We start from the raw sequence: 23141 nt of genomic DNA on the forward strand, positions 1-23141 counted from the left end.
CGCGGGCCAGCTCGCGCGCCACGGCCGGGGGCGTGTGCCACTCGGGCAGCGCCAGCCCGTCGTCGAGCAGGTCGGCGATCTCGCGCGGGTGCAGCGCGCGCCGCTCGAACCGCTCGGGCACGTCGTCGCGGTCGCGCCACTGCCCGTCGCGGCTGTCGTAGGAAAGCTCGCGCGGCACCAGCACGCGCAGCCCGGCGCCCGTGACCGTGCCGGCCGTCGACAGCAGATGCGTGACCCCGTAGGCCGCGGCCACCTTGGCGCGCAGCATCGCGTCGGAAAGCTCGTTGCCGCGCTCGGCGAGCGGCACCGCGACCACGATCGGGTCGGGCAGCCGGTCGCGGGCGGCGAGCACACAGCGCATGAGCGCCTCGGGGGTGAGGCCGTCGCGCGGGGTGACCGGGGCCCCGTAAGGTACCAAAATCAGAACTTGGGCTTTCAACTGGCGCGAAGCGTGAACGATCTGGGCCAGCTGGGGCCGATGCAGCGGCCGGTCGGCGAACACGCCCAGCACGCGCTGCTCGGTCAGCAGGCCGCGCACGGTGGCGGTGTCCAGGCGAAATCCGGTGAACGGCGTGTGGCCGCCGTCGCCATGCCGGTGAACCCGACCGGCGACACCGGACCAACCGGGGCGGGTCTCCCACGCCTCGGTGATGTCGACCCCGGCGACCGGCGCTCCCTCTTGATCTGTGAGCAGCAGCACAGCCGGCTCATTAAGATCGAGGCCGTCGAGCATCCCGGCCGGCACCTCGAGGGTCACCGGAACGGGCCAGTGCCGCCCATCGGCCAGCCGGGCCGAGCGCCGCACCGACTGCAGGTCGGACGGGCCCAAAAAGCCCGTGAGCGGCTCGTATGCCCCGGCAAGGAGCAGGTGGAGATCGGCAAGCTCGATCGGGCTGGGTGTCCACGTGGGCGCACCCCGCAAGGCCTCCTCACTGATCACGCGCTCGCTCCGTTCGTTCACAGGGGACAAGTCTGTCAGTACCGGCCCGGAGAGCAAATACCGAGGTCTGCTGGATACGATTCCTCCAGGACACCGGCGTCCTTTTCTATGCGAAGAGGAAAGGAACGCGCGGGATGAGTGACGTTACGCCGGTCGAGCACGAGGCCGACACCGCCCTACGCGCCGATATCCGCAGGCTGGGCACGCTGCTGGGGCAGACGCTGGTCCGGCAGGAGGGTAAGGGCCTGCTCGATCTGGTCGAAGAGGTGCGCGCGTTGGTGCGGCACGACGCCGACGGCGCCGCGGCCAAACTCTCCGCCCTCGATGTCTCGACCGCCACCCTGCTCGCTCGGGCCTTCTCGACCTACTTCCACCTGGCCAACATCACCGAGCAGGTCCATCGGGCGCGCGAGCTGAGACGCCGCCGGGCCCAGCAGGGCGGCTGGCTGGATCAGGCCGGTCAGCGCATTTCCGATAAAGGGGTACCGGCCAAGGACCTCGCGGCGGCGTTGCGGCGCCTGGCGATCCGGCCCGTGTTCACGGCGCATCCGACCGAGGCGGCCCGCCGGTCGATCCTGACGAAGCTGCGCACCATCGCCGACGCGCTCGACCACGAGCACGCCGCGGAGCGCCTGTTCGGTGAGCGGGTCCACTCCGACGATCGCCTGTCGGAGCTGCTCGACCTGCTGTGGCAGACCGACGAGCTGCGGCTGGACCGGCCCGACCCGACCGACGAGGCCCGCAACGCGGTCTACTATCTCAGCGACCTATACGAGGACGCCGCCCCGCGCGTGCTCGACGACCTGGCCGACACGCTGCGCCGGCTCGGTGTCGAGACCGCGCCGACGGCACGCCCGCTGACGTTCGGCAGCTGGATCGGCGGTGACCGTGACGGCAACCCCTATGTGACCCCCGCCGTGACGCGCGACGTGCTGTTGCTCCAGCACGAGCACGGCATCCGCGCGGTCGAGCAGGCCCTCGACGACATGATCAACGAGATGTCGGTGTCACGCAGGCTGCGCGGGGTGTCGCTCGACCTGTCCGCGAGCCTGGCCAAGGATCTGGACGCGCTGCCCGAGGTGGCCCCGCGCTTCCGGCGGGTCAACGCGGAGGAGCCCTATCGCCTCAAGGCCCGCTGCATCAAGGCCAAGCTCGACAACACGCGGGCACGGCTGGCCAACGGGACGCCGCACGAGCCGGGCCGCGACTACCTTGGCTCGTCCGAGCTGCTGGCCGACCTGGAGCTGATGCGCGCCTCGCTGGCCCGCAACTCCGGCCAGCTGACCGCGACCGGGCGGCTCGCGTCGGTGATCCGGGCGGTCACAGCGTTCGGCCTGCATCTGGCCACATTGGACGTTCGGGAGCACGCCGACGCGCACCACGACGTGCTGGCCCAGCTTTACGCGCGGGTGGGGGAGGTGTCCGGTTACGCGGGCCTCAACCGGGAGGAGCGTACCGAGCTGCTGACCCGCGAGCTGTCCGGGCGGCGCCCGCTGGCGAGCATGGACGCCCCGTTGACGGATACGGCACGCAAGACGTTCGACGTGTTCTCGACGATCCGCACGGCGCACGAGCGGTTCGGGCCCGACGTGATCGAGTCGTACATCGTGTCCATGACGCGCGGGATCGACGACGTGCTCGCGGCGGTTGTCCTGGCCCGCGAGGCGGGCCTGGTCGACCCGCACGCGCCGCGGGCCGCGATCGGGTTCGTGCCCCTGCTGGAGACCGTCGCCGAGCTCGACGCGGGCGGCGAGATTCTCGACGAGCTGCTGTCGCTGGAGCCCTACCGGGCCATCGTGCGGGCACGCGGCGACGTGCAGGAGGTCATGCTGGGATACTCCGACTCCAACAAGGAAGCGGGCATCACGACCAGCCAGTGGGCGATCCACCGGGCGCAGCGCGCGTTGCGGGATGTGGCCGCGCGGCACGGTGTCCAATTGCGACTGTTCCATGGCCGCGGGGGGACGGTCGGGCGCGGTGGCGGGCCCACCCACGAGGCGATCCTCGCCCAGCCCTACGGCACGCTCGACGGCGCCATCAAGGTGACCGAGCAGGGCGAGGTGATTTCCGACAAATACACGCTTCCGGCCCTGGCCCGGGAAAACCTCGAACTCACGGTGGCCGCGGTGCTTCAGGCGACGCTGCTGCACAAGACGCCGCGGCAGACGCCCGAGCAGCTGGCCCAGTGGGACGCCGCCATGAATGTCATGTCCAGCGCGGCCTACACGGCCTATCGGTCGCTTGTGGACGACCCGAATCTGCCCGAGTATTTCTGGGCCTCCACGCCCACCGAACTGCTGGGATCGCTGAACATCGGGTCGCGGCCGGCCAAGCGGCCCGACTCGGGTGCGGGACTGGGCGGATTGCGTGCCATCCCATGGGTTTTCGGGTGGACGCAGTCGCGCCAGATCGTGCCCGGCTGGTTCGGCGTGGGCACGGGATTGCGTGCTTTGCGCGAGGCGGGGCACAGCGAGACCCTGCGCGAGATGTATGCCGAATGGCACTTCTTCAAGACGTTCGTGTCCAATGTGGAGATGATGCTCGCGAAGACCGACCTGAACATCGCGCGCGGGTATGTGAACTCGTTGGTGCCACCCCAACTCCGGCCCATTTTCACCAGCATCGAGTCGGAATACCACACCACGCTCGCGGAAGTCCTTGCGGTGACCGGAGAATCGGCGCCGCTGGACAACCAGCCGGTGCTCAAGCGCACCCTGGCCGTGCGCGACACCTACCTGGAGCCGCTGCACCACCTGCAGGTCGCTCTGCTGCGCCAGTATCGCGACGCCGGCCTGGCGGGCCGCTCGATGGCCACCGCGCCCGGCGGCCGGCGCGTGCTGTCCACCGACCCGACCCTGGAGCGCTCGCTGCTCACGACCGTCAACGGGATCGCCGCCGGCATGCGCAACACCGGCTGATCCTCACCAGTGGGCGTCGAAGGCCTCCCGCACCCGCTGGAAGTCTCGTGACCCGGGCCCGAGGATGAGCTCAAGCGCATCGAGCAAGGCTTCCCGGCCGCCGTCGTGGTCGGCGCACGCGTGGACCAGCGAGATGATGTGAAGCCGCCCATGTGCGTTATCCGGTACCACGATTTCGTGCGGCAGGACCGCCAGGACCGCCCGGCGCTGGGCGTCGTCGCGCAACACCCGCACGCTGCTGAGCGCGTCGATGAGCGCTCTGAGGTGCTCACCGCCGGGCACCCCGCGCGGTGCCGTGCGGGTCGCCCCCGCGGCGAAGGAATGGCACTGCCCGAGCAGCGCCCGGGTGTAGGCCGCGGCGACCCACGCGGAATAGGCGTGCCAGACGTCGTTCTTCGTGGCATTGGCGCAGTAGTCGACCATGCCACGAACCACAAACCAGGGCACATCATGCAGGCCCGCTCCAACCGCGATGCCCGAACCCTCCATCTCCACCGCCAGAATGCCGTGCTCGGCGGCCAGCAGATCGCGCGCGGCCTCGTCGCGCACAAGCACATCGGCACTGCCGATCGGCCCGCGATGCACCCGTGGAATGCCAGGTCGGTGCCCTGAGAGCTGCCGATCGGGATGTGGGATGCGAACCCCGGCCCGCGTCAGCACATCGGTCGACTCCGCCGGGCGGGCGAAGCGTGCGGGCACCGCACGCAGAGCCTGCGCTGCCTCCACCCACTCCGGGTTGTCGAGATGCTCGCGGATTTCAAGCTCATGGTCGGCTGCGAGCAGGCGCCTGGACATGCCCTCGGTCGCCCGTCGCAGGTGCCGCACGCCGTCGATCAACCGGACATGGTTATAGTCGACGATTCCACCGGTCGCCACGACCACATCGCCGAGCCGCACATGTTTGCGCGGGTCATGTGGCGCAGGGATTCCGCCGGCGATCCCACACATCACGATGACCTTCAATTGCGGGAACGACCGGGCCAGCGACGAACACATCGCCGCGGCGTTGCGAGTGCCGTCTTCGGTCTGCAACGCGAGGACGACCCGGTGGGGGCGGCCCTTGTCGAGGCTCGGCAGCGCCCCCGTCTTGTACACATTGGGATCACCGGGAATCGCGGCGCAGTCGGCAAGGTCGTCGATGACCAGCCGGGCGGCGGCCGACTCGATCGGCAGTGCGGTGACAATCCCGATCGTGACGTCCAAAGGTCTCACGGCGACGCTGTCCCATCCGCTGACGATGCTGCCGTTCAGGATACCGAGGAGTGAAAAGTCCTGTCGTCGGTCGATGTATATTATCTACAGTTATAGATGCCCCCGGATGCGATGGAGGCCAGGGCCGGGTGGCTGCCTCGCCTTCAGAACCGATGGGAACACGTCACGATGGATCACCCACCAGGCGTCATCAAAACCGTTCTGATCGACCTCACCAACGTCCACATCGCGACGCTGCGCCACTGCGACGAGGCAGTCCTGGAGTTGAGCACCCGGCACCTGCTGCATCAGATCGAGCGGCATCGCGCCAACATCGGCAGTGGGCCGCCCGGACGGGTGGACTGAGGGTGCGTGTCGGCGGTCAGTCGCGGCAGGAAGACATCGGTGTGGGACCGGCCGGCCCGGTAAATCCGGCCGCCTACCACGTGTTTCCTGAAACCGACTTCGACGAGATAGCCCGCGGCGGCGGGGGTCCGGAAGCCATCGCACGGCTGCTGGCCAGCGAATACAGCCGCCGGCTCCTGCTGGTCAAGGTGTTGCTGGACCTGGCTTCGGCCCATCCCGAGCTGCTTGGCCCGCTGCCGCCGGCCACGGCGGCATGGCGCGAACTCGAACGGCTGCAAGCGCTGCCGCAATCCGCTGCCGTGCTGCGCGACGTGCTGATGCATCCCCAGCTTGGGGTTTGGCTGTCGCACGCGATCCGGGCCGTGAAGAACCGGGTCCGCCCGACGCCCATGTGGCTTGAGGTCGGCCAGATCCACTGCGCGACCTTCGCCGCCGCGGTCCGAAGTGGACAGGCCGCCCAGACCCTGTTGCCCGTGCGTGAAGGCGGGGTCATCCTGCCCACACTCGGGCTGGCCAGGTTTGCGGGGCTGAACGGCCCCGCCGTGGCGACCGCGGTGACCACGCACGGCGTGACATCGCTGCGGGTGGGTCGGCAGGAGTTGATCCTGCCGCACGATCTCACGCAGGACTCCGACTGCTGGTGGAGCCTGCGCCGGCTCGACGTCAGCGCCGTGGGCCGGACACTGAGCGTCTATCTCGACGACGTCGACCCGTTCCGGGATCTGGCCGATCCGGTGCCACCGCAGCGGCTGTCGGACACCGCGGTCACCGGATGGCGCGAGTTGCTCGATGGGGCGTGGCACATTCTCAATTCGTGCGCCGGTGAAACGGCCGCGGCGATGAGCGTGGGTCTGCGCTCGCTGGCCCCGCTTCCGGAAAGCCGCGACGGCTCGACCCGCAGCGCCTCCACCGGGGACGGATTCGGCGCCGCGCTCCTGACCCGCCCGCCCACCGCGGTGTCGCTTGCCGAAACGCTCGTGCACGAGTTTCAGCATTCAAAATTGGGCGGCCTGCTTCATCTGGGTGACTTTGTGGAGGGCGACGACGAGAGTCGCCATTACGCGCCTTGGCGGGATGACCCGAGGCCACTCGGCGGCCTGCTGCAAGGAGTCTATGCGTTCCTCGGCATCACCGCTTTCTGGCGGAGCCGCCTCGAATGTGGGAAGGATCCGGCCGACCAATTCGACTATGCCTTTGCCCGCCGCCAGACGTGGATCGGCTTATATGCATTGATGAAATCGCGGCGCTTGACGGAACTGGGCGAGCGTTTTGTCAACGGCATGAACGCACGGCTACAGCCGTGGATGGCCGAAAGGGTTTCCCGCACCGCGCTTCACGGCTCCTGGTACGCGACCACTGATCACCGGATCGGTTGGCGCGTGCGCAATCTGCGTCCGGATCCCGATGTGGTACGTGAAATGGCGGACAGCTGGATGGGTGCCAATCGCGCCGTGCCCGACGACAGACCGTGGGCCTTCTCCGCGATTCCGTGGTCGCATCGCAGGGTGACCCTCTACCGGATCCATGCCAGCGCGCCGGAGCGATTCCTTGCGCTGCAGGCGAAGTCGGCGCGCGACGCGGATCTCGACCTGGTTGGCGGGGAGGTCACCGAGGCACTGACCGCTTACCGCGCAAGGCTGCGCGACAACGCGGATGACGGCGACGCCTGGGCGGGTCTGGCCTTGGCCTGCATCGCAGGCGGGCGCCACCTTCCGTGGCGCTGCCTGCTGCGCCGACCGGAGCTGGCGAGCGGCGTCTACCGCAGGCTTCGCCGGCTGCGCGTGAAGTGTGATCCGCTCGCCATCGCCCAATGGTGTGAGCAGCACGGTGCTACAGCGGCATCGGGTCGACGTCGCAGTCGGCCCTGATGCTCTGCAACGCGTTCAGAGTCGCGGGGTGTTTGTCTCCGAGCACCTTGCGGAACAGCGCCATGGTGTTGCCCTGAATCTTCTCCGCCTCTGCCGTCCGCCCCAGCCGACGCAGGTCCAAAGCCAGATTGGCGCTGCATGCCAGCACGGAAGGATGCTCGGCCCCCAGCACCCGCTGGGAACGTTCGAGAGTTTCACTGTCGAGTTCATAGGCCGCCTGGGCTTCCCCGAGCGTGTAAAGATCGCTGGCCAGGTTGATGGCGCAGGTGAGCGTCACGGGGTGATCGGCGCCCAGCGTCTCGGTGAGGGTCTCGTAGACCTGCTTGTTGAGGGCATGGGCCTGCTCGGGATCGCCCTGCAGCCGATAGACGATGGCGAGATTGGTTTGGGCGGACAGGGTGTGCGCATGCTGGGCGCCAAGCGCCCGCCGGTATCGCTCCACGAGCCTGCCGCCCAGCTCACGGGCGTCGTCGAGCTGGCCGACCTGCCTGAGATCCACCGCGTAGTTGAGCTCGGCGGCCATGGTCTCGGGGTAGTCGGTCCCATAGCGCCGGCGGAACTTTTCCACCGTGACCTCGGAGAGTTCCTTGGCCCCGCCGTGGTCGCCCGACTTGCGCCGGGCAACCGCGAGGTTTCTGGCCGCGTGCAGCGACATCGGCTTGTCCGCGCCCATGATTTCGAGATGGCGCTTGTAGATCTGTTCCTGCAGCCGGTGCGCCTCGACGAAATGCCCCGCCTCGCGGCGGTCGACGGCCAGACCGTTGAGCGTGCGCAGGGTCTCGGTGTGGTTTCTGCCCAGCACCTCGGTGCGCCGCCGCGCTGTCTCGTCATCCAGCTCGATGGCCCTCGCGAACTCGCCGGTCAGCCGCAGGCTCACCCCGAGGTCGTGCGCCGCGTGCAGGGTGGCGGGATCGTCCGGTCCGAACAGGGTGCGCGATCGCTTGTAGATCGATTCATTGCGCTCCTTGGCCTCCTGGAACCGGCCGGCGGCACGAAGGTCCGTGCACACCATGCGGCTGGCGTTGAGCGTGCCCTCGTCGTCGGGCCCGAAGGTGCGATCGTATGCCTCAAAGGCCTGTCGGTTGACCTGCCTGGCACGGGCGAAATCGCCGAGCACCCAGCAGATGTATCCCAGCCAGGTCGCCAGCTTGAGATTTTGTGGGTGTTCGAAGCCGAGCTTCTCGGTCCACGTGGCATGCACCCGGGTGGCGATGTCGCGGCACTCCGCGTGCGCTCCCCAGTAGAAGAGGAACTCGACCATGTGCATGGTCAGGCCGTGGATCAGGGGATCGGCCGAATCCGTCACCCGTGATGCCTCGAAATGCTTGTGCAGCATCTGATAGCGGCTCCACTGCTCGGGCAGATGCGGGTGCTTGGGGTCGGCGTTGACCAGCAGCGCGTGCGCGCCGAACCGCATGAGCTCGCGCTGGCTGTCGTCCAGCCGCGACATCAGGACCGCTTGGATCAGCCGGTGGATCTGCAGGGTCGAGTCCTGGTGGTTGAGCCGGGCCAGGGCGTAGCTCTGTATGTCGCGGATCGCCCGAGCCAGCTGGATCGAATCGCCGAGCAGCGTATCGAGTTCGGCAGTGATGCGCACCGGCGCCGCGACGAACAGGTCTCGCGAAATATCCGAGGGGGCGAAGAACGAACACACCTGCAGCAGCTGGAGCGCGGCCGGATTTTTCTGCTCCAGCCGATCGAGCGACACGTTCCACGCCGCGGCCACCGAACCCTGATCCTGGGCGGACGGGGTCTGCGAGAGCAGCTCGATCCGCTTGGCCTGCAGCAGCTCAAGATATTCGGTGACCGGCATGCCGGTGACGGCGTGCCACGAGGCCGCCTGCTCGACGGCCAGTGGCAGATAGCCCAGCTCCTCGCCGAGCCGATCGGCGTCCTGCGGGCTGAGGTCCGGTGATCGGTTCAGCAGGAACTTTCTGCTCTCCTCCGGAGTGAATACGTCTACCTCAATGGACTCCTCGGCGGTGAGCGCCCACTCCAGATTCCGCGAGGTGACCAGAATGGTCCCGTTGCCGCCGGACGGAAAATAGGCCCGTGCCTCGGCGACGTCTTCGGCATTGTCAAAAATCAGGAGCCAGTTTTCATAGGGAATCTGACCCGTGTTCAAGGCGTCGAGCAGAACCGGAACGGCATTGTTCGCCTGTCTTGTCATATCCAGCTTGAGCCGAAACGCCAAGTCGGCGAGGGACGCCAGGATATCGACTTTTCGGTCGGCCGGAATCCACCAGATCAAATCGTAATCGGAGCGGTGTCGATGGACATATTCAATGGCGATTTGCGATTTTCCGACGCCACCCATTCCGTGAAGTGCCCGCGGCAATACCGCGGCTTCCCGCTCCATTTGCAATTTCGTATGCAAATACTGCAGCAATGCCTCGCGCCCGGTGAAATTGGGGTTCCTCGGCGGCACATTTCCCCAAACCAGCGGCAGCTTTTCCTTGGCGGGCGTCGCCGTTTCGACGGGAGGCATGCGATCTCCTACAAGTGCGTCGTCGCCCTCGTCGGCTTCAGACGATGAGGTTTGTTCGGTTGTGAAGTCACTCGATGATTGAGTATTTTGTGCGTTATCTGTGGGTAAATTACCATTCGCGGAGTCGCTCGTTTGGCCATTACCAGATGTCGGGATGGCGGGTCTCACGCCCAAGAGTTCGTCCATCACGCCCAGGTGTTTGGCCTGGATCTCGGCCCAGCGCTTCAGCTCGCCGCTCGCCACGCCATCGACTTGCCTCGATAGCTCATCGATGAACGCCAGTCCCGGAGGCACCGGATCTCCGGGCCGGTGGCAAAGGATGTCAAAGGCATCGACCAGCGACAGGCGGCTGATCGTCTTCGTCGTCCGATTGCTGCGGTCGAGCGTGCGAAATGTGGTGCGCCAGGCCGGAGTCTCCATTGGTGCGACCTTGGCGAGCATTCCCTTTGCTTCGGCGATGGCCTCCTCCGGCAGCAGCGCGAGCAGGTTCGCACTCTCGATGAGGTGCCGCACCCGCCGGGAAGACGCCGCATCGGGATCCATCGTCCGCAGGGCGTTGCGTAGCGCGCGCAGACCGCCCGGATGGCGCAGACACGCCAGCACGATTTCGACCACATGGAGCCGAGTTTCCTGACTCTCCCGGATGTCCGGAAAATCGACGATCTCCAGCCGGATTAGTCTGATCAATAGTCGGCGATCATAAACGGCGGCGATAAAAGGCAGCTCGACCATTGCCGAAATTATCTGGTCGCGCAGCTCCGCCGCATGATCCTTCCTGGGTATGCCCGGCACCGATCAGTCCTCCGCGAATGCATTCGACGCGATGCAGAGCCTAGGTCCCGGTCTGCAGGCGACGCAATCGTATGCGTCAATTGTTACTGAGCGGGAATAGAATCGCTCGAAGATAATGGCCGGCGCCCGGTGTCGGACCCGCGACAGATCTACGAATGTGCCCTGGCCGGCGAATGCGAGAAATTGCGCACTCACCGATCAGGCGTGGCGGGGGCGCCGGAATCTGCGGAACGCGAAGCCGATCCAGGAGACGGCGACCGCGCCGCCGGCGAGCAGCTGCATCAGACCCGCGTAGCGCTGCGGGTAGATCACGCCCTCCAGGTAGGTGTCGATGAAGCCCGTGGCCAGGCCCTGCTCGCCCGCCCGCCGGCGGGCCCAGTCCTCGACGTGGGTGAGCGGGCAGTCGAACCCGAACGCCACGGTGGAAAAGCCCCAGCCGGCCAGCAGCAGGTGCGGCCAGATCGCCCACGGCCAGCGCCAGGCCAGGAACCCGCCGGTGACCACATAGGCCAGGAAGGCGAAGTGGAACACCATGGTCGCGGTCGCCACCACCTGGTACATCACCCTTACACACTGAACCACTTCCGAGCGGGCGACAAGCGCTTGACTTTGGAGTGCGCTCCAAGGTTTACCGTCGAGGGCATGGGCACAAGCACGATGAAGGTGGCCGACCTGGCGGCTGCGGCCGGGGTGGGCCCGGACACCGTCCGGTACTACGAGAAGGCGGGGTTGCTGCCGCCGCCCTCGCGCAGCCGCGCCGGTTACCGGATGTATGACCCGGCGGCCGTCGAGCGGCTGCGGTTCATCCAGGGCGCCCAGCGGCTCGGGTTGCGCCTGCGCGAGGTGCGTGACCTGCTGGCGGTGCGCGACACGGGGGTGTGCCCGTGCGAGCCGGCAGAGACCATGCTGCGCCGGCGCATGGACGAGATCGACGCGGAGATGGCCCGTTTGGCGCAGCTTCGCAGGGATCTCGCCGCGATGGTGGCCGCGCTGCCGGACGGGCGGTGTCCCGACCCGGAGCCCGGCTCGTGGTGCCCGTGACGTTCGTGCATTGGGGAGGGAGGTGATTGGCGATGCGTGACTGCTGCACTGATCCGACATGCTGCGAGCCTGGCTGCTGCTAGGACCGCCGGGTGTCCGGCCGTGACGCGCGGCACGGTCGGGCATGGCTTTCGACCCCTTCGAAATGGGTCTAAGGGCTCGCGAGGTAAGGGTTATATGCTTGGGGCGACACCCCGTCTCCGTCCCGGAACGGGTCATTCGTGTTGCCCTCGCTCTTTCCCTGACCCTTCCTCGCTAGGAGTGCCGACATGCTGACCGGCCTGCTCGATGCGGCCCTCGCCGACCCCGCGCTGCAGCGCCTTGGGCAGCTCAATTATGCCGAGGTGGACGTCACGGCCCCGGTGGCGGCACGGCCGTTCATCGCGGCCACGGTGGCGCGGCAGCGGCCCGTGCTCGTGGTCACGGCGACCAGCCGCGAGGCCGAGGATCTGGCCGACGCGCTGAGCGCGTTCCTCGATCCCGAGCAGATCGCCGTCTATCCCGCGTGGGAGACGCTGCCGCACGAGCGCCTGTCGCCGCGCTCCGACACGGTGGGCCGGCGCCTGGCCGTGCTGCGCCGGCTGGCCCACCCGGGTGGGCAGGAGCTCCGGGCGATCGTCGCCCCGGTGCGCAGCGTGTTGCAGCCGCAGCTCAAGGGGCTGGGCGAGCTCGAACCGGTGGAGTTGCGCGCGGGCGCGTCGGCGTCGCTGGACCGGACCGTGCGCACGCTCGCCGACCTGGCCTACGCCCGGGTCGACCTGGTGACCAAGCGGGGCGAGTTCGCGGTCCGGGGCGGGATCCTGGACATCTTCCCGCCCACCGACGAGCACCCGTCGCGGGTCGAGTTCTGGGGCGACGACATCGAGGAGATCCGCACGTTCGCGGTCGCCGATCAGCGCACCATCGAAAAGGTCGACCGGCTGTGGGCCCCGCCGTGCCGGGAGCTCCTGCTCACCCCGGACGTGCGGCAGCGGGCGGCCGAGCTGGCCGAGCAGCACCCCGCGATCGCGGAGATGCTCACCAAGCTGGCCGACGGCATTCCGGTCGAGGGCATGGAGTCGCTCGGCCCGGCGTTGCACCACGGGCGCGACAGCGTCGAACTGCTGCTGGACTGCCTGCCCCGGCAGACCGTGGTCTTGCTTGCCGATCCCGAGCGGATTCGGACCAGGGCGCACGACCTCGTCCGTACCTCCGAAGAATTCCTTGAGGCGTCATGGGCCGCAGCCGCGGTGGGTGGCAAGGCACCCATCGACCTTGGCGCGGCGGCGTTCAAGACGCTCGCGCAGGTGCGGGCGCACGCGGCCACACTCAACATGCCTTGGTGGACAACGGGTCCGTTCGGGCTCGTGGAGTCCAAAGCAGACGATGCGGCGGAGCCCTGGCTCGATGCGCCGGAGGTCGATGTCGCACCGGACACCGCCACGGTGGTGGCGCTGGGCGCGGCGCAGGCCCCGCTCTACCACGGCCAGACGGCGTCGCTGGTGGACGACGTGCAGGGCTGGCTCGGGCGCCGCCGGCGGGTGGCGCTCGTGTTCGAGGGCCACGGCCCGGCGCAGCGCGCGCAGGAGGTGTTGCGCGACGCGGGGGTCGGAGCCGCGCTGACCACGTCCATCCAAGATGGAGTGTCGATCCTGACCGGTCCACTGGCCCACGGTCTGGTGTGGGAGGCGGCCAACCTGGTCGTGCTCACCGGGGCCGACATCTCTGGCGGGCGCGCGGCAAGCCGCGAGCTGGGCAGGATGCCCACGCGGCGGCGCAACACGATCGACCCGCTTGAGCTGCGCGCCGGTGACTTCGTGGTGCACGAGCAGCACGGCATCGGCAAGTATGTAGAACTGGTGCAGCGCAAGGTGAACGGGGCCGACCGCGAATATCTCGTGATCGAATACGCGCCGTCCAAGCGGGGCCACCCCGGTGACCGGCTTTTCGTGCCAACGGATTCGCTTGACCAACTGTCGCGATATGTCGGCGGGGAGCAGCCGACCCTGCACAAGATGGGCGGCTCCGAGTGGCAGAAGGCCAAGGCGCGCGCCCGCAAGGCGGTGCGCGAGATCGCCGCGCAGCTCATCCAGCTTTACGCGGCCCGGCAGGCGGCCCCCGGCCACGCCTTCGACCCGGACACGCCGTGGCAGCGCGAGCTGGAGGACGCGTTCCCCTATCAGGAGACGCCCGACCAGCTGTCCGCGATCGACGAGGTCAAGGACGACATGGAGAAGCCGGTGCCGATGGACCGGCTCATCTGCGGCGACGTGGGCTATGGAAAAACCGAGATTGCGGTACGGGCCGCGTTCAAGGCGGTGCAGGGCGGCAAACAGGTGGCCGTCCTCGTGCCCACCACGCTGCTCGCGCAGCAGCACTTCAGCACGTTCTCCGAGCGAATGGCCCAGTTCCCGATCGTGCTGCGGCAGCTTTCCCGGTTCGCCACGCCCAAGGAGGCGCAGGAGACCCTGGACATGGCGGGGGATGGGCGGGCCGACATCATCATCGGCACACACCGGCTGCTGCAGCAGTCGACCCGGTTCAACCGGCTGGGCCTGGTGATCGTCGACGAGGAGCAGCGGTTCGGCGTCGAACACAAGGAAAAGCTGAAGGAGATGCGGGCCAACGTCGACGTGCTCACCATGTCGGCGACGCCCATCCCGCGGACGCTGGAGATGTCGATCACCGGCATCCGGGAGATGTCGCAGATCAACACCCCGCCGGAGGAGCGTCATCCGGTGCTGACCTATGTCGGGGCCTACGACGACAAGCAGGTCGCGGCCGCCGTCCATCGCGAGCTGCTGCGCGACGGGCAGGTGTTCTATCTGCACAACCGGGTCGAGTCGATCGAGCGGGCGGCGCGGCGGCTGCGCGAGCTGGTGCCCGATGCCCGGGTGGCGGTGGCGCACGGGCAGATGGGCGAGGAGGCGCTCGAAAAGGTGATGGTCGGGTTCTGGGAGAAGCAGTTCGACATCCTCGTCGCCACGACCATCATCGAGTCCGGTTTGGACATCCCGAACGCCAACACGCTGATTCTGGAGCGCGCCGATCTGCTGGGGTTGGCGCAGTTGCACCAGATCCGCGGCCGCGTTGGGCGAGGGCGGGAGCGGGCGTATGCGTACTTCCTGTATCCGCCGGACAAGCCGCTCACCGAGCACGCGCACGAACGGCTCGCGACCATCGCCCAGCATACGGAGTTGGGCGCGGGCATGTATGTGGCGATGAAGGACCTTGAGATTCGCGGGGCCGGAAACCTGTTGGGCGGTGAGCAGTCCGGGCATATCGAGGGCGTCGGGTTCGACCTGTATGTGCGTATGGTGGGCGAGGCCGTGCAAGCGTTCAAGGGTTCCACCGATGTGGCGGCGGAGTCGGTGGAGGTCAAAATCGACCTGCCGATCGACGCGCACCTGCCCGAGTCGTACATAGACTCCGAGCGGCTGCGGCTGGAGATCTATCGCAAGCTCGCGTCGGCGCGCACCGATGCGGCCCTGCAGGAGGTCGTCGACGAGGTGCGCGACCGCTATGGCGAGCCGCCCGCCCAGGTGGCCAACCTCGTGGCGGTGGCCAAGCTGCGGCTGCTCGCGCGGGAGTATGGGCTGACGGAGATTTCGTTGCAGGGCAAGCACATTCGTTTCTCGCCGATCGTGCTCGCGGACTCGAAGCAGCTGAGGCTCAAGCGGTACCATCCGGACTCTGTTTATAAAACGGCGACAAACCAGGTGTCCGTCCCCACTCCGATGACGCGCCGGGTCGGCGGCGAGCCGATGCGCGATCAGCAACTGCTGGAGTGGTGCGCCCAGTTGCTCAAAGACGTTTTGTCGTAGGGGCGGAATAGGATGGGCGGCATGAGGTGGGCGCAGTTGGATACTCCGATCGGGGAGCTTTCCTACGCGGTGGACGATGTCGGCGTTTGCGCCGTCCATTTTGGACCTCGCCCGGGAGCGGGCCCGGCCGACGACGAAGTGGGTGATCAGCTGCGGGCCTATTTCGCGGGCGAGCTCACGGCGTTCAGCGTGCCGCTGCACGTGCTGCGGGGCAGCGAGTTCGAGCGGGCCGTGTGGGAGCAGATGAAGCTCATCCCGTTCGGCGAGACGCGCAGCTATGGGGCCGTGGCGAGCGCGGTGGGCGAGCCGGGCGGGGCGCAGGCGGTCGGCACGGCGTGCAACCGCAACCCGCTGCCGTTGATCGTGCCGTGCCACCGGATCATCGGTGCCGACGGCAAGCTGGTCGGGTTCGGTGGTGGGCTTGAGCGCAAGCGCATCCTGCTTGAGCTGGAGGCCAAGGTGAGGATGGAGTTGGAGTGGCGTGACTTTTCCAGCTGACGCATACCTGGAGCGCATCGGCGCGAGCCGCGACTCGTCGCTGCAGGAGCTGCAGTTGCGCCACCTGATGTCGGTGCCGTTCGAAAATCTGAGCATTCACCTGGTCGAGCCGATCGTGCTCGACCCGGTGAGGCTCGCGGCGAAGATCGTCGAGCGGCGCCGGGGCGGGTTCTGCTACGAGCTCAACGGGGCGTTCGCCGGGCTGCTGGCCGAGCTTGGCCACGATGTGAAGCTGATGCAGGGCCGCGTGATCACGCCCGAGGGGTTGGGGATCCCCTACGACCATCTCGCGTTGCGGGTCGGGCCGTGGCTGGTGGATGTCGGCTTCGGCAGCTTCGCGCACCACCCGCTGCGGCTGGACACGGGCGACGAGCAGAAGGACCCGGCGGGCGTGTTCCAGGTGGTGCAGGCGCCCGACGGCGACCTCGATGTCATCAAGGACGGCGTGCCCGAATACCGGCTCGACCTGCGCCCGCGCGAGCTGCGCGACTTCACCGCGGGCTGCTGGTGGCACACCACGTCGCCGCTGTCCCACTTCACCCGCAAGACCGTCTGCTCGCTGCTGACGGCCGACGGCCGGATCACGTTGAGCGGCAAGACGTTGACCCGCACGGTCGAGGGCGTCGCCACCAAGCGCGAGCTGGCAGGCGACGATGAGATCCGGGCGGCCTACCGCGAGCTGTTCGGCATCGTGTTGGAGCCCTCTGACCTGCGCCTGCTCGCGGCTGTCACGCCCGCCTGACCGGGCTCCGGTCAGGCGGCGGCCTCGGGGGCCGGTGTGGGGTGTGCGGTGGCGGGCGCGCTCGTGAGCGCGGGGGTGCGCTGGCCGACGGAGAGGCCGGCCCAGGCGACGGCCAGGAAGATGCCGCCCCACGCGAACGCCACATAGTCGATCGGCGGGGCGCCGATGCTGTAATCCTGCACCCACGCGGCCGCGGCCGTGGCGCCGGTGGCCAGCAGAGCCCCGCCGATGGCGCGGGCGTAGCCGTTGGCGATCGCGAGGAAGGCCAGGTCGACCATGATGGCCCCGGCCAGGAGCATGAGCGGCGGGAGCGAGGGCGGGAAACCCGTGCCCGTCAAAAGAATCCAGGCCACCAGACGGTACCCGATATAGCCCGCCGCGATGGCCGTGGCGGTCCAGCGGGCGCCGACGAAGCGCCGCGCGGCGACGAGCGTCAGGATGGCCGCGCTGACTATCCACATCGGATAGACCCAGGAGTCCACCGGCAGGGCGAAGCCCTGGACCGCGATGTCGTCAACGGGCCGGCCCAGCTGGCCGGCGGCGAACTCGAGCAGCATCGGCTCGGCGGTCGGGCTGCCCGCGAGCCACGCCTCCAGCGACAGTTGGCCGTATTCCTGGTGCTGGCTGGGGAACAGCACGTTCTCCAGGAAGAAGCCCCACAGCACCGCGCCGATGATCGTGCGGGTGCGGCTCGGCTCCGTACTGCTCCAGAAGCCTCTGAAACAGCCCAGGAGCATGAAGGCCGTCCCCAGATAGAGCAGGATGTGGCTCGGGCTCCAGGCCGTGATGTCGAGGCCGTTGATCTCATGGTTGATCACGTCGATCGGGATGGCGATGAGGAACATCCCGGTGCCGAAGACCATCAGGCGCTTGGCCCAGGCATCCACGCCCACGTCGAATCGAGCCTGGTAAATGACCAGGGCGACGACGATCACGGTGCCGATCGTGTTGATGATGTGCGGCGGCGCGGCGGTGTCGCGCAGCCACTTGAAGTGCCACGACATGTCCCACGTCGAGCCCAGCATCTTCAGCGCGAAGGCGACCAGCCACAGCCGGTAGACGGCCACGACCACGGCGGGGCGTACCGAATCCCACGGCCCGGATCGGGCGAGCCGGATGAGGCCGGAGGGGGTCCGCGGGAGGGCGTCGATCGTCGTCACGATCGCATTCTGCCGTGCGACCATTCATCTTGTGGTCCCACGTTCGGTGGAGACGACCCTGAGATCCCCCCTATCCGCCGGACGTGAGAAGGTGGGCTCGTGCGCATTCGTCTCTTCGCCGGAGCCGCCGCGGCCGTGGCCCTGCTCGCCCTGACGGCGTGCCGTTCCGCGCCCAATGTCGCCATCTACATCGGCGACGCCGTCATCACGGAGCAGCAGGTCACCGAGCTCGTGGACGGCTATAACGCCATCGCCCCGGCCGACCGCAAGGTCACCCGCGAGGTGGTCGTGGAATATGCGCTGGGCGAGCAGCTGTGCGACCGGGCTGCCAAGGCGAAGGGCTTCACCTATCAGCCGCGTCCCGCGCAGGCCCAGACGCCCGCGTTCCTGGCGATGGCGGGCCGGTTCGAGGCGTGCCTGGAGGCGATGCCGGTGAGCCCGGCCTCCGAGGCCGAGATGCGCGCGCTCTACGAGCGTGAGGTCGACGAGGGTCGGCTGTCGCCCGACGTGAAGTTCGACGACGTGCGCGCGTCGATCGAGGGCAACCAAAACCTGCAGCGCCAGCTGTCGTGGACGCGCACGCTCGACGAGCAGGCGAAGGCGGCCGATGTGGTCGTCAACCCGCGCTATGCGCCGCCGTTCGGGGCCGCCAACGTGGTGCGCACCGTGCAAAACCGGCCCATAGCGCCGCAACAGCCGCAGCAACCCCAACAGTGACCGCCCGCATCATCCTGCTTGTCACCTCGCCCCGGCTTCCGGCCGGGCTGCTGACCGCTCAGGCGTGGGATCTGGTGCGCGCGCATCCCGTGCTGGCCGCGGCGGACAGCGACCTGACCACAGCCTTGCGCGCCTCCGGCGCCTCGATCGAGATCGAACCTGAGCCGACCGCCGAAACCCTGCTGGGCAAGGCGAATCCGGTCGTGGTGTGGCTGGCCGGGCCGGGCGGTGACGAACATCTCGCCCGCGAGCTGGGCCTGCGCCTGGCCCGTGAGCCGGGTCTGGCCGAGCTTGAGCTGATGTACGGCTCGTGGGATCCGCCCGGTGCCCGGCTGCTCGACGCGGTCGCGGTCACCGATCGGCTGCGGGTGGAAGATCCCTGGAAGAGAGAACAAACCCATAAAACCCTTGCGCGGTACCTCTTGGAGGAGGCATACGAGGCCTACGACTCCATCCTCGCGGACGATCACGAGGCGCTGCGGGGCGAGATGGGTGACGTGCTTCTGCAGGTGCTGCTGCACTCCCGCCTGGCCGAGGAGCTCCCGCCGGATGAGCGATGGAACATCGACGATGTCGCGGGCGACTTCGTCGCCAAGATGATCCGGCGCAACCCGCACGTGTTCAGCGGCGTGCCGGTCAAGGACGCGGCCGAGGTGGTCGAAAACTGGGAGCGGATCAAGCGCGAGGAAGGGCCGGGGCAGATCACCTGGTCGCTTCCGGCGCTCGTGCTCGCGACCAAACTCGTGTCAAAGCTTCGCAAGGAGCCCTCACCAGACGACTCATTGGGCGGGCGCATCCTTCGGCTCGTTGCCCAAGAGCCCGGCGTTGACGCGGAGGCGTCGTTGCGGGAAGCGTTGCGGCGCTACGCGGGCTAAGTTGTCACGATGGAGTTTGTGCCGCTCGCGGAGCGCATCGTCGACGCTCTGCTGGAGTCCAGCCCCGCCGCCGCGCTGTCTGCCGGTGATCACCGGTTCGACGCCGAGCTGCCCGACTATTCCCCCGATGGCGTCATCGCGCACACCACGATGCTGCGCGAGGCGAGCGACGCACTGTCGCAGGTGGACGTTGACGCGCTGCCGCCCGCCGAGCAGGTCGACCACGCCATCCTCATGTCGATGGTCGAGGGCCGCCGGTTCGAGCTGACCGAGGTCCGCTCGCACGAGTGGGACCCCTTGCGGCACAACCCGGGCATGCTGCTGCACGCGCTCATCGCACGCCCGTTCGCTCCGGTGGAGCAGCGGCTGGAATCGCTCGCCGGGCGGCTGGAGAAGATCCCCGACTCGCTGAGTGTGGCCCGGGGAGTGCTGCGCGACTGCCCACGCATCCACCGGGAGACGGCGGCGACCCAGTTCGCGGGCGCGGCCTCGCTGGTCCGCGACGAGATCCCGCGGATGCTGGCCGAGGCACCGGCACTTTCTTCACGGGTGCAGCCGCCGGCCGACCGGGCGGCGCAAGCCTTGACGGAGTTTGCGCAGTGGTGCGGTGCTATCACTGACGAAGGGCGGGACCCACGGCTGGGCCGCAGGCTGTGGGAGGCCAAGCTGTGGCACACGCTGGAGACCGAGCTGTCCGCGGCGGAGGTGCTCAAGCGGGCCTACGCGACGCTCGACTCGGCGACCGAGCAGCTGCGCGAGATGTATGGCGGCGACGTGCGCGGCGCGCTGGACCGGCTGGCCGACTCGCACCCGTCCAACGACACGATCATCGAGCTCGCCAGGACCACCCTCGACGAGACGACACGCTTCGTGCGGGAGCACGACCTGGTGTCGCTTGTGGACGATCCGTGCGTGATTCAGGAGATGCCGGAGTTCGCGCGCGGCGTGGCCGTCGCCTATTGCGATCCGCCCGGCCCGCTCGAAACCGCTGACGTGCCAACGTTTTACTGCATCGCGCCCACCCCGGCCGACTGGACGCCGGAGCGTGTGAGGTCGTTCTACCGCGAATACAACAACCACATGGTGCGCAACCTGACCGTGCACGAGGCCATGCCGGGGCACTTCCTGCAGCTTGCGCACGGTCGCCGGTACCGTGGCAGCAGCCGCACCCGCAACGTTGGCTACTCGGGCACGTTCGTGGAGGGCTGGGCGGTTTACGCCGAGCAGCTCATGGTCGACCACGGGTTCGGCGGGCCGGCCGTGCGAGCGCAGCAGCTCAAGATGCAGCTGCGCATGTCCATCAACGCGATCCTCGACCAACTCGTGCACTGCGAGGACATGGCGCAGGCCGACGCCATGCAGCTCATGATGGGCCGCGGCTTCCAGGAGGAGGGCGAGGCGGCCGGCAAGTGGCGGCGTGCGCTGCTGTCGTCGACCCAGCTGTCGACCTACTTCGTGGGCTTCTCGGAGGTCAGCGAGATCGCGGCGGCCCGGCCCGGCAACGTGAGCCTGAAGGCATGGCACGACGCCATGCTCGCCCAGGGCTCGCGCATCCCGCCACCCCATTTGCGAAGCCTGCTCGTGTGAGAAGCTTTCTCGCATGCGTTCACCCCTGCTCGCGGTGTTGCTGTGCGTGGCCGCACTTGCGACAGGCTGTGGTGACGCGGGCGTGCCCGTCGGCACCGACCGGCTGGTCCGGGACATGACCCGGCAGCTGGAGCGCGGTTCGCAGCTGCGCTATCGGGCCGACTATCAGCTCGCGGGCGGCAACCGGGCCACGGTCGCGCAACAGGCATCCCCGTCGCGGGTGGCGTATGGGTACCCGGGCGGCGTCCTGATCGTCGGTGAACAGGAGCGCACCGCGTGCGACCTGGTGTCCAAGCCGCCGCGCTGCGAGGTCCGGGCGCTGGCGGGGGCGAGTCCGGGCCCGCCGGGCAGCGGCTACCCCGAGCCCATGAAGAAGGGTCTTGTCACCGGCCCGGTGGTGGCCGACCTGCTGCGCTTGGTCACGCTGCAGCCCGAGTCGACCGTCAAGCCGCACGACACGACCATCGCGGGGCTTCCGGCAAGCTGCCTTGAGGTGTATGGGCTGGTCGATGCGCCGGTGGTCAACTTCACCGCGTGCGTGACCGCCGACGGCGTGCTGGCCAGCTTCAGCGGCGTGATCAACGGGGTGATCGTCGATCAGGCCTTGGTCAAGCTGGAGCTCAGGGTGCCTGACCCGGCCGAGTTGGCCCCGCCCAACGGCGCGAATGTGGTGGACCTCCGTCAGCCCTGAAGGCCGGTCTCGATAGGCTGGCCGCATGGCGACCATCTTTGTTGTAACGGCACGCGAAATTCTGGACTCACGGGGCAATCCGACCGTTGAGGTGGAGATCGGGCTCGATGACGAGTCCGTGGGCCGTGCCGCGGTTCCCTCCGGCGCCTCCACCGGCGCTTTCGAAGCACACGAGCTGCGCGACGGGGACGCCGACCGCTATCTCGGCAAGGGCGTTGAGCAGGCGGTCGCCAACATCGAAGAGGAGATCGCGGAGAAGATCGTCGGCTTTGACGCCAGCGAGCAGCGATTCATCGATCAAACCATGATTGATTTGGACGGTACCCCGACGAAGTCCAACCTCGGGGCAAACGCGATCCTCGGCGTCTCGCTTGCCGTCGCGAAGGCCGCTGCCGTCAGTGCCGGACTTCCGCTCTACCGCTACCTGGGCGGGCCCAACGCGCACGTGCTGCCGGTGCCGATGTTGAACATCCTCAACGGCGGCGCGCACGCCGACTCCAATGTGGACATCCAAGAGTTCATGATCGCCCCGATTGGCGCGCCGACCTTCCGGGACGCGCTGCGCTCGGGAGCCGAGGTCTATCACGCGCTCAAGTCCGTGCTCAAGAAGAAGGGTCTGTCCACCGGGCTGGGCGACGAGGGCGGGTTCGCGCCGAGCCTGCCGGCCAACGCCGCCGCGCTCGACCTGATCGCCGAGGCCGTGCAGGCGGCCGGCTACACGCTCGGGTCCGACATCGTGCTCGCGCTCGACGTGGCCGCGACCGAGTTCTACAAGGACGGGTCCTACCTGTTCGAGGGCACGCCCAAGACGCGCGAGGAGATGGTGGCCTACTACACCAAGCTCGCCGAGACCTACCCGATCGTGTCGATCGAAGACCCGCTGGCCGAGGACGACTGGGCCGGCTGGACCTCGCTCACCACGGCGATGGGCACGCGGGTGCAGATCGTGGGCGACGACCTGTTCGTGACCAACCCCGAGCGCATCCGGCGCGGCATCGACGAGGGCGCGGCCAACGCCGTACTGGTCAAGGTAAATCAGATCGGCACGCTCACCGAGACGTTCGACGCCGTGGACCTGGCCCACCGCAACGGATATCGGTGCATGATGAGCCACCGGTCGGGCGAGACCGAAGACACCACCATCGCCGACCTGGCCGTCGCCACCGGGTGCGGCCAGATCAAGACGGGCGCGCCGGCCCGCTCCGACCGCGTCGCCAAGTACAACCAGCTGCTGCGCATCGAAGAAGAGCTCGCCGACGCGGCACGTTACGCGGGTGCGAGCGCCTTCCCGCGCTACCGTCAGACAGTATGAGGCGTCCCGGACAGACCGGTTCCCGCGGCGGGTCCGCCCGCTCCGGGAACCGGCCCGCCGCCGTGCGCCGCCCGGCGGCCAAGGGCGCGGCCAAGCGGACCCACGCGCCCAGCGAGGGCGGACTGGGCGGGCGGGCGATCGCGCTGCTGCTC

Annotated in this window: 17 protein-coding genes; 12 read left to right on the top strand and 5 right to left on the bottom strand. The window is 68.2% G+C overall.

Going from position 1 to position 23141, the window contains the following annotated elements; genetic code table 11:
- Positions 1 to 961 (bottom strand): bifunctional sulfate adenylyltransferase/adenylylsulfate kinase (locus tag DM816_RS26210; RefSeq protein WP_483964162.1); only part of this gene is annotated, 961 nt, incomplete at its 3' end.
- 113 nt (positions 962 to 1074) lie between these two features.
- On the opposite strand from DM816_RS26210, the gene ppc reads away from it, so the two are divergent.
- Positions 1075 to 3858, top strand: coding sequence for a phosphoenolpyruvate carboxylase (gene ppc, locus DM816_RS26215; RefSeq protein ID WP_117213065.1), 2784 nt, complete (start codon positions 1075 to 1077; stop codon positions 3856 to 3858).
- Between the two features lie 3 nt (positions 3859 to 3861).
- Here the strand turns inward: ppc and DM816_RS26220 are convergent, their stop codons facing one another.
- The gene (locus tag DM816_RS26220) at positions 3862 to 5070 is read right to left on the bottom strand and encodes a 5'-methylthioadenosine/S-adenosylhomocysteine nucleosidase (RefSeq protein ID WP_162907848.1); all 1209 of its coding nucleotides are present in this window, start codon (positions 5068 to 5070) and stop codon (positions 3862 to 3864) included.
- Positions 5071 to 5238: 168 nt separating this feature from the next.
- Between DM816_RS26220 and DM816_RS42915 the strand changes: the two genes are divergently transcribed.
- Entirely contained in the window at positions 5239 to 5415 is a 177-nt protein-coding gene (locus DM816_RS42915) for a hypothetical protein (protein ID WP_162907849.1), read from the top strand.
- 2 nt (positions 5416 to 5417) lie between these two features.
- Positions 5418 to 7283 carry an HEXXH motif domain-containing protein gene (locus DM816_RS26225; RefSeq protein ID WP_162907850.1) on the top strand — a complete coding sequence of 622 codons (1866 nt, stop codon included), beginning with the start codon at positions 5418 to 5420 and terminating at the stop codon, positions 7281 to 7283.
- Here DM816_RS26225 and fxsT read toward each other — a convergent pair.
- Positions 7246 to 10563, bottom strand: coding sequence for an FxSxx-COOH system tetratricopeptide repeat protein (gene fxsT / locus DM816_RS26230; protein ID WP_162907851.1), 3318 nt, complete (start codon positions 10561 to 10563; stop codon positions 7246 to 7248). The genes DM816_RS26225 and fxsT overlap by 38 nt on opposite strands.
- 198 nt (positions 10564 to 10761) lie before the next feature.
- Positions 10762 to 11124, bottom strand: coding sequence for a DUF2784 domain-containing protein (locus DM816_RS26235; protein WP_246002264.1), 363 nt, complete (start codon positions 11122 to 11124; stop codon positions 10762 to 10764).
- An 81-nt stretch (positions 11125 to 11205) separates the two neighbouring features.
- On the opposite strand from DM816_RS26235, the gene DM816_RS26240 reads away from it, so the two are divergent.
- The 4 genes from DM816_RS26240 (at position 11206) to DM816_RS26255 (ending at position 16647) form a co-directional block, all read left to right on the top strand.
- Complete coding sequence (locus DM816_RS26240) at positions 11206 to 11604, top strand: heavy metal-responsive transcriptional regulator (RefSeq protein ID WP_117213070.1); 399 nt, start codon at positions 11206 to 11208, stop codon at positions 11602 to 11604.
- A 269-nt stretch (positions 11605 to 11873) separates the two neighbouring features.
- On the top strand, positions 11874 to 15407 hold the full coding sequence (gene mfd / locus DM816_RS26245; RefSeq protein ID WP_117213071.1) for a transcription-repair coupling factor: 3534 nt from the start codon (positions 11874 to 11876) through the stop codon (positions 15405 to 15407).
- 21 nt (positions 15408 to 15428) lie between these two features.
- Complete coding sequence (locus tag DM816_RS26250) at positions 15429 to 15905, top strand: methylated-DNA--[protein]-cysteine S-methyltransferase (protein WP_117213072.1); 477 nt, start codon at positions 15429 to 15431, stop codon at positions 15903 to 15905.
- The gene (locus tag DM816_RS26255) at positions 15889 to 16647 is read left to right on the top strand and encodes an arylamine N-acetyltransferase family protein (protein ID WP_246002262.1); all 759 of its coding nucleotides are present in this window, start codon (positions 15889 to 15891) and stop codon (positions 16645 to 16647) included. The genes DM816_RS26250 and DM816_RS26255 overlap by 17 nt, the downstream gene beginning before the upstream one ends.
- Before the next feature lie 11 nt (positions 16648 to 16658).
- On the opposite strand, the gene DM816_RS26260 is transcribed toward DM816_RS26255, so the two are convergent.
- Positions 16659 to 17807, bottom strand: a complete 1149-nt coding sequence (locus DM816_RS26260) for a hypothetical protein (RefSeq protein WP_211588858.1) — start codon at positions 17805 to 17807, stop codon at positions 16659 to 16661.
- Positions 17808 to 17906: 99 nt separating this feature from the next.
- On the opposite strand from DM816_RS26260, the gene DM816_RS26265 reads away from it, so the two are divergent.
- The 5 genes from DM816_RS26265 to eno are packed head-to-tail and all read left to right on the top strand — an operon-like array spanning position 17907 to position 22989.
- Positions 17907 to 18524: a hypothetical protein gene (locus DM816_RS26265; RefSeq protein WP_117213073.1), complete on the top strand. Its 618-nt coding sequence runs from the start codon at positions 17907 to 17909 to the stop codon at positions 18522 to 18524.
- Positions 18521 to 19399, top strand: a complete 879-nt coding sequence (locus DM816_RS26270; protein ID WP_117213074.1) for a nucleoside triphosphate pyrophosphohydrolase — start codon at positions 18521 to 18523, stop codon at positions 19397 to 19399. The genes DM816_RS26265 and DM816_RS26270 overlap by 4 nt, the downstream gene beginning before the upstream one ends.
- Before the next feature lie 9 nt (positions 19400 to 19408).
- The gene (locus tag DM816_RS26275) at positions 19409 to 20986 is read left to right on the top strand and encodes a DUF885 domain-containing protein (RefSeq protein ID WP_117213075.1); all 1578 of its coding nucleotides are present in this window, start codon (positions 19409 to 19411) and stop codon (positions 20984 to 20986) included.
- 13 nt (positions 20987 to 20999) lie between these two features.
- On the top strand, positions 21000 to 21677 hold the full coding sequence (locus tag DM816_RS26280; protein ID WP_117213076.1) for a hypothetical protein: 678 nt from the start codon (positions 21000 to 21002) through the stop codon (positions 21675 to 21677).
- A gap of 25 nt (positions 21678 to 21702) precedes the next feature.
- Complete coding sequence (gene eno / locus DM816_RS26285; RefSeq protein ID WP_117213077.1) at positions 21703 to 22989, top strand: phosphopyruvate hydratase; 1287 nt, start codon at positions 21703 to 21705, stop codon at positions 22987 to 22989.
- The last annotated feature ends 152 nt before the right edge of the window (positions 22990 to 23141 follow it).

Source organism: Allorhizocola rhizosphaerae (assembly GCF_003426775.1).
Classification (GTDB): domain Bacteria; phylum Actinomycetota; class Actinomycetes; order Mycobacteriales; family Micromonosporaceae; genus Allorhizocola; species Allorhizocola rhizosphaerae.